This window comes from Citrobacter sp. R-1.5.2, from assembly GCF_035064245.1.
Lineage (GTDB): Bacteria > Pseudomonadota > Gammaproteobacteria > Enterobacterales > Enterobacteriaceae > Citrobacter.
Genome location: NZ_JASEYC010000018.1, coordinates 80,431 through 87,064 on the forward strand (window position 1 = coordinate 80,431; position 6,634 = coordinate 87,064).

A 6,634-nucleotide genomic window follows, 5' to 3' on the forward strand; every position below is an offset into this window, starting at 1 on the left:
TTAACTCCCGTCTGTCTAATAATTGGGACGGTGCGTGCCGTCCCAAATTTATGTTTATTGATTAACCTGATCCAACCAGCCGTATTTATCTTCTGTTTCACCGGTGAAGAGGCCAAAGAAGGCTTGCTGGATGCGTTTGGTGACCGGACCGCAGCGGCCTTCGCCCACCTGGATACCATCGACGCTGCGTACTGGAGTGATTTCCGCCGCGGTACCGGACATGAACACTTCGTCAGCCAGGTACAGCGATTCACGGGAAAGTACCTGCTCACGCACCTCGATATCGAGATCTTTTGCCAGCTTGATGATCGCGTCACGCGTGATGCCTGGCAGTGCAGAAGAGGTAAATGGTGGGGTAAACAGAATGCCGTCTTTAACTTCAAACAGGTTTTCACCGGCACCTTCGGAGATATAGCCATTCACGTCCAGCGCAATACCTTCCTGATAACCATGACGACGCGCTTCGCTACCCACCAGCAACGAAGACAGATAGTTACCGCCCGCTTTAGCCGCGGTAGGGATAGTGTTTGGTGCAACACGGTTCCAGGAAGAAACCATGGCATCAATCCCCTGATCCAGAGCATCTGCACCAAGGTAAGCGCCCCACGGGAACGCAGCAATAATCACATCCGTGGTGTATCCCGCAGGCGGGTTAACGCCCATACCTACATCGCCAACAAACACCAGCGGACGGATATAGGCGCTGGTCAGATTGTTTTTGCGGATCACCGCGCGGCATGCTTCCATCAGTTCATCAACGCTCTGAGAGACCGGAAAACGATAGATCTTGGCTGAATCACGCAGACGCTGCATGTGCTCGCGATGACGGAACACCACCGGCCCTTTGTGAGAGTCGTAGCAACGGATGCCTTCAAATACCGAAGTACCGTAATGCAGCGCGTGGGACATCACGTGAACCTTCGCGTCTTCCCAACGAATCATCTCGCCATTAGACCAAATGTAATCAGCTTTTTTCGTCGTCATTTTTCTTCCTTTTGCGCTCAGGCGCGGATTTGTTGTGATGTGGTTGTGCTCTGGCAGATAGCAACGTGTGCAACATCTACCAGTTTACTTAACTGACTAAACAGTAAGTCGACCGACCGGGGGCTGGCAACGGTCAATTCGATATTTATATTCTGCGCATCGCTGGCGGCTTCCATATTCATGGAGCACACCTGAAAACCACGATGGCGTACCACGCGTAAAACACGTTCTAACGTTTCCGGATTGAAACGAGCCTCAACGGCGACCTGATGTTGCATCATGATAATTTCTCCAGCATTTCTGAGTTGCTGGCACCTGGTGGTACCAGAGGCCAGACATTCTCAAGTTCGTCGATTGAGACATGAAGCAGGTATGGCCCCTCACTGTTCAGCATAGTGTCGAGAGCCGCTTCAACCTGGTCTTTACGGGTGATGTGTTGACCTGGGATGCCGAAGGCACTGGCCAACATGAGGAAATCGGGGTTATCGGTGAGCGTGGTTTCGCTATAACGTTCCTGGAAAAACAGCTGCTGCCATTGTCGAACCATGCCTAACCGTTGGTTGTCGAGTAAGACGATCTTCAACGGCAATTGCTTGCGTTTTACGGTGCCCAGCTCCTGTACATTCATCATGAAGGAACCGTCACCGGAGATACAGATTACCGTATCATTCGGGCGAGCCACCTGTGCGCCAACAGCGGCAGGTAAACCAAAGCCCATCGTTCCCAGCCCGCTGGAGGTGATGAAATTTTCCGGGCGGGTGTAGGTCATATGCTGTGCTGACCACATCTGATGCTGGCCAACGTCCGTTGTAACAACGCTATCCGCAGGTTTACGGTCCGACAGCTGTTTTAACAACAACGGCGCATAGATGGCCTCACCCGGATGATCGTAACGCCAGGTATGCTCTGCGCGCAGTTCTGCACTGTGTTGACGCCAGGCGTCAACATTCAGAGGCTGTTGTAATGCCGGTAGGAGCGTATTTAAATCGCCCTGTAACGCTACGTGCGCCTGACGCAGTTTGTTCATCTCAGCCGGATCGATATCCATGTGGATCACGCTGGCATTCGGAGCGAATGTGTTCAGCTTGCCAGTCACCCGGTCATCAAAACGTGCCCCGACAGCGATCAGTAAGTCGCATTCCTGCACCGCAAAATTCGCGGCCTTGGTTCCGTGCATCCCCAGCATTCCCAGGTAATACGGATAATCAGCGTCAACTGCGCCCAGACCTTTCAGCGTACAAGCGACCGGTAATTGGGTCAGCGCGATAAATTCACGCAGGGCAGGAACCGCCTGTGCCATACCAACGCCGCCACCTACGTACAGAATCGGTTTTTGCGCCTGCGCCAGCATGTTACGCGCCTGCTCAACGTCAGCATGAGGGAATGCGGCCGCATCTTCTACGGTCGTGAAATACGGTTCCAGCGTACCGCTGGCTAACTGGATATCTTTCGGGATATCAACCAGAACAGGCCCCGGACGACCGGAATTCGCCACGTTGAAAGCTTCCGCCATAATGCGCGGCAACTCCTCCAGTGACTGGACCAGGAAGCTATGTTTGGTGCAGGACAGCGACATACCCAGCACGTCCACTTCCTGAAACGCATCGGTTCCGATGAATGGTGCAGCAACCTGGCCGGTGATGGCCACAACAGGAACGGAATCTAACAGCGCATCAGCAAGACCCGTAATCAGGTTGGTAGCACCTGGACCGGAAGTGGCGATGCATACACCGGTTTTACCTGTAGAGCGGGCATAGCCAATAGCCGCCATCGCCGCGCCCTGCTCATGACGGCACAACAGGTGTTCTACGCCGCCGTCATACAACGCATCGTAAACCGGCATAATTGCGCCACCAGGATAACCGAAAACGGTTTTAACCCCTTGTGCACGCAACGCATGTACCACCCACTGAGCCCCATTCATAGTTACATCCCCGCCGTAAATCTTGAGAAACAGAATTTTATGCTACTGTTCACTTTCTGCTCCTCGTATCTGTTTTTAAGGTCAAAAAAAACCCCCGGACCTTTCGGTGCGGGGGTCTTAGTTCGTTAAGGCTTGTTTTCTAAGCCTTTCCTCGTCCAAGTGCAGCCCCGCACGGTGGGATAATAATCACCACCACGCTAATCACGACCAGGCTAATCACTCGTAGAAGGGCTGTCATTTTTGTATTTTCTTGCATCTTGTTCGAAGGAATGCCTAAAGAGTTACCATAGAATTTGCGAATAGCACAAGATATTTTTGTTTTCATTTTTCTGACGCCGTTAACGGTTTAGATAAATACCGTTGTTTTTTATACAAAAAATATAAAATGAAAATATTTCACGTTTCAGCGCATCAGCACAATCTGCGATCCCTTCTCTCAGCACACTCATACGCATTTGCGAGCGAGATTCCAGACATAGTGCAAACAATACCTGAGTGCACAAAAACACAGGAATAAGCATCTAAAAACACCAATTATGCAGAATCTTGCCAATATCTATTGAGACATAATATTCCTATCAGGAGGGGTTATGTCACTATCGATTGTTCACACACGCGCCGCCCTCGGCGTGAATGCACCAGCCATTACCATCGAAGTACATATTAGTAATGGCCTGCCTGGTTTAACCATGGTGGGGTTACCTGAAACGACAGTGAAAGAGGCTCGCGATCGGGTACGCAGTGCAATTATTAATAGCGGGTATGAATTCCCCGCCAGGAAGATAACCATCAACCTGGCTCCGGCTGACCTCCCCAAAGAAGGGGGGCGATATGATTTACCTATCGCCGTTGCGCTTCTGGTCGCCTCTGAGCAGCTTACAACCCATAATCTCGATACCTATGAGCTGGTAGGCGAATTAGCGCTTACAGGCGCTTTACGCGGCGTTCCAGGCGCTATATCAAGTGCAACCGAAGCGATTCGTGCAGGCCGGCGAATCATTGTCGCTAAAGAGAATGCCGCAGAAGTTGGCCTAATACACGGTGAAGGGTGCTTGATTGCCGATCACCTGCAGGCGGTATGCGCATTTCTGGAAGGAAAGCATGATTTAGATAAACCGCAATCTGCAGACTTTACCGCCGAACCTTCGCCAGAGGATCTCAGTGATGTCATCGGTCAGGAACAGGGCAAACGGGGGCTGGAGATCACCGCCGCAGGTGGTCACAACCTCCTGCTTATCGGCCCTCCGGGTACGGGAAAGACCATGCTGGCCAGCCGCCTCAGAGGATTGCTTCCTCCACTTAGCAACGATGAGGCGCTGGAAAGTGCAGCGATCCTCAGTCTGGTCAATTCCGATACGATACAAAAACAGTGGAAGCAACGCCCTTTTCGTTCTCCCCATCACAGTGCTTCATTAACCGCAATGGTGGGGGGTGGTTCTATTCCCGCCCCGGGAGAGATCTCCCTGGCGCATAACGGTATATTATTTCTGGATGAATTACCTGAGTTTGAGCGACGCACGCTGGATGCACTACGCGAGCCTATTGAGTCTGGACAGATCCATTTGTCCCGCACGCGGGCTAAAATAACCTACCCAGCGCGTTTTCAACTGATTGCTGCTATGAATCCCAGCCCAACGGGCCATTATCAGGGGAACCATAACCGCAGCAGTTCAGAACAGACGCTGCGTTATCTCAATCGACTATCAGGGCCTTTTCTTGACCGCTTTGATCTCTCCCTCGAAATCCCCTTGCCACCCCCAGGCATACTCAGCCAGTGCGCGGTGAAAGGAGAAGACAGCGCTACGGTAAAACAACGCGTTCTGGCTGCACGGGAACGTCAGTACCAGCGGCAAAATAAGTTAAATGCGTATCTGGACAGTCAGGATATACATAAATTTTGCATGCTTCGTAGAGATGATGCGCACTGGCTTGAGGACACGTTAGCTCGTCTTGGATTGTCCATCCGCGCCTGGCTACGTCTGATAAAAGTCGCACGTACAATTGCGGATATTGAACAGTGCGACCATATCACCCGCCTGCACTTACAGGAGGCCGTTGCTTATCGGGCGATAGATCGGTTATTAATTCACCTGCAGAAATTACAGGCATAAAAAAAGGGCTTACGCCCTTTTTTATCAATCATCAGATTCGGTGTAATCTTCTGCACCTTCTACCTGAGGTTTCCCGCCAGACAGAGTGTGGAAGCGTTTCGGACGCTTAATACGCGTCATGTACTTGGACCACACACGTTCAGCTTCAGTAACCGGTTCACGTTCACCGCGGCATACCGCAACAAACAATTTTTCTTCTTCAGTTACTGGCTCACGTTTGCCCAGATCCAGCTCGTTGAAGGCATAGCCATGACGCTCGAGCAGCTGTGCCTCTTTAATGGTGAAATCACCATGACGGGAGAATCCGCGGGGGTAATATTTATTGTCGAAATATCGATTAGTCGTCGTAAAGCTTTCCGCCATCCTGCACGCTCCTAATTCTTTGGCCGAGCTATTTATGGCGCGGAGTATTAGTTACGCTTGACAGAGCGTCAAACAAAAGATTTAAATCATCACGACAAATAATTTTATGGAGCGCGTTGTGGATACGGAATTGTTAAAAACTTTCCTGGAAGTTAGCCGGACACGCCACTTTGGTCGGGCAGCTGAAGCGCTCTACCTGACCCAGTCGGCAGTAAGTTTTCGGATCAGACAACTGGAAAATCAACTGGGTGTGAACCTGTTCACCCGACACAGAAACAATATTCGTTTGACCGCTGCGGGTGAGAAATTATTGCCTTACGCAGAAACGCTGATGAATACGTGGCAAGCAGCACGTAAGGAGGTCGCAAATACCTCGCGGCACAACGAGTTTTCGATCGGTGCCAGTGCATCCCTTTGGGAATGCATGCTCAATGACTGGTTGCGGCGTTTATACCAATCTCAGGAGCCACAATCCAGCCTGCAGTTTGAAGCGCGAATAGCTCAGCGTCAGTCGTTAGTAAAGCAGCTCCATGAAAGACAACTGGATCTGCTAATTACGACAGAAACCCCAAAAATGGACGAATTTAGCAGCCAACTGTTGGGATATTTCACGCTGGCGCTTTATTGTAGTTCCCCTTCGCAAACCAAAGATGAACTGAATTATCTGCGTCTGGAATGGGGACCGGATTTTCAGCAGCACGAAGCGGGATTGATTGCAGGAGATGAAGTACCGGTACTTACCACCAGTTCTGCAGAACTGGCAAGACAGCAACTTTCTGTAATTAAGGGGTTTAGTTGGCTTCCCGTCAACTGGGCCAGAACCAAAAGCGATCTTCACACAGTTACTGACAGTACGACGCTTTCACGTCCGTTATATGCGGTTTGGCTGCAAAATAGCGACAAACATGCGCTAATTCGTGATTTGCTGAAAACAAATATTTTGGAAGATTAATGAAAACGCTGGCAAGGATGCCGGGAAACAATGAACAGGAAGATCTCGAACAAAATGTTCAGGTAAAAAAAAATCCTTAGCAAAAATGCTAAGGATTATTTCTGGCAGGGGCGGAGAGACTCGAACTCGCGACACCCGGTTTTGGAGACCGGTGCTCTACCAACTGAGCTACGCCCCTAAATTTTCTTATCATTAAGCCTGCTTAGTAGCAGGCTTAATTTTCTAATAAGTGGCGGAACGGACGGGACTCGAACCCGCGACCCCCTGCGTGACAGGCAGGTATTCTAACCAACTGAACTA

The 6,634-nt window shown here is 50.6% G+C and carries 7 protein-coding genes and 1 tRNA gene; 2 read left to right on the forward strand and 6 right to left on the reverse strand.

The genetic code is table 11. From position 1 onward, the window contains the following. Positions 1-54: 54 nt before the first annotated feature. From QMN38_RS23005 to ilvL, 4 genes are all read right to left on the reverse strand, one after another. Positions 55-984: a branched-chain amino acid transaminase gene (locus tag QMN38_RS23005; protein WP_271440989.1), complete on the reverse strand. Its 930-nt coding sequence runs from the start codon at positions 982-984 to the stop codon at positions 55-57. A 17-nt stretch (positions 985-1,001) separates the two neighbouring features. After that, a complete protein-coding gene (gene ilvM / locus QMN38_RS23010) occupies positions 1,002-1,265 on the reverse strand; it encodes an acetolactate synthase 2 small subunit (RefSeq protein ID WP_003018017.1) in 264 nt (87 codons plus the stop codon). Beyond that, positions 1,262-2,908 carry an acetolactate synthase 2 catalytic subunit gene (gene ilvG / locus QMN38_RS23015; RefSeq protein ID WP_137383193.1) on the reverse strand — a complete coding sequence of 549 codons (1,647 nt, stop codon included), beginning with the start codon at positions 2,906-2,908 and terminating at the stop codon, positions 1,262-1,264. Before ilvG ends, ilvM begins: the two co-directional genes overlap by 4 nt. 139 nt (positions 2,909-3,047) lie before the next feature. Further along, positions 3,048-3,146 carry an ilv operon leader peptide gene (ilvL, locus tag QMN38_RS23020; RefSeq protein ID WP_001311244.1) on the reverse strand — a complete coding sequence of 33 codons (99 nt, stop codon included), beginning with the start codon at positions 3,144-3,146 and terminating at the stop codon, positions 3,048-3,050. Positions 3,147-3,498: 352 nt separating this feature from the next. On the opposite strand from ilvL, the gene QMN38_RS23025 reads away from it, so the two are divergent. Further along, a complete protein-coding gene (locus QMN38_RS23025) occupies positions 3,499-5,019 on the forward strand; it encodes a YifB family Mg chelatase-like AAA ATPase (RefSeq protein WP_271456886.1) in 1,521 nt (506 codons plus the stop codon). A 24-nt stretch (positions 5,020-5,043) separates the two neighbouring features. Here QMN38_RS23025 and maoP read toward each other — a convergent pair whose 3' ends face one another. Continuing rightward, positions 5,044-5,382: a macrodomain Ori organization protein MaoP gene (maoP, locus tag QMN38_RS23030; protein ID WP_003018025.1), complete on the reverse strand. Its 339-nt coding sequence runs from the start codon at positions 5,380-5,382 to the stop codon at positions 5,044-5,046. Positions 5,383-5,488: 106 nt separating this feature from the next. Here maoP and hdfR point away from each other — a divergent pair, with 106 nt between their 5' ends. Next, entirely contained in the window at positions 5,489-6,334 is an 846-nt protein-coding gene (gene hdfR, locus QMN38_RS23035) for an HTH-type transcriptional regulator HdfR (RefSeq protein WP_271449840.1), read from the forward strand. A gap of 102 nt (positions 6,335-6,436) precedes the next feature. Here hdfR and QMN38_RS23040 read toward each other — a convergent pair. After that, positions 6,437-6,512: transfer RNA gene (locus QMN38_RS23040), tRNA-Trp, on the reverse strand. Positions 6,513-6,634 lie beyond the last annotated feature (122 nt).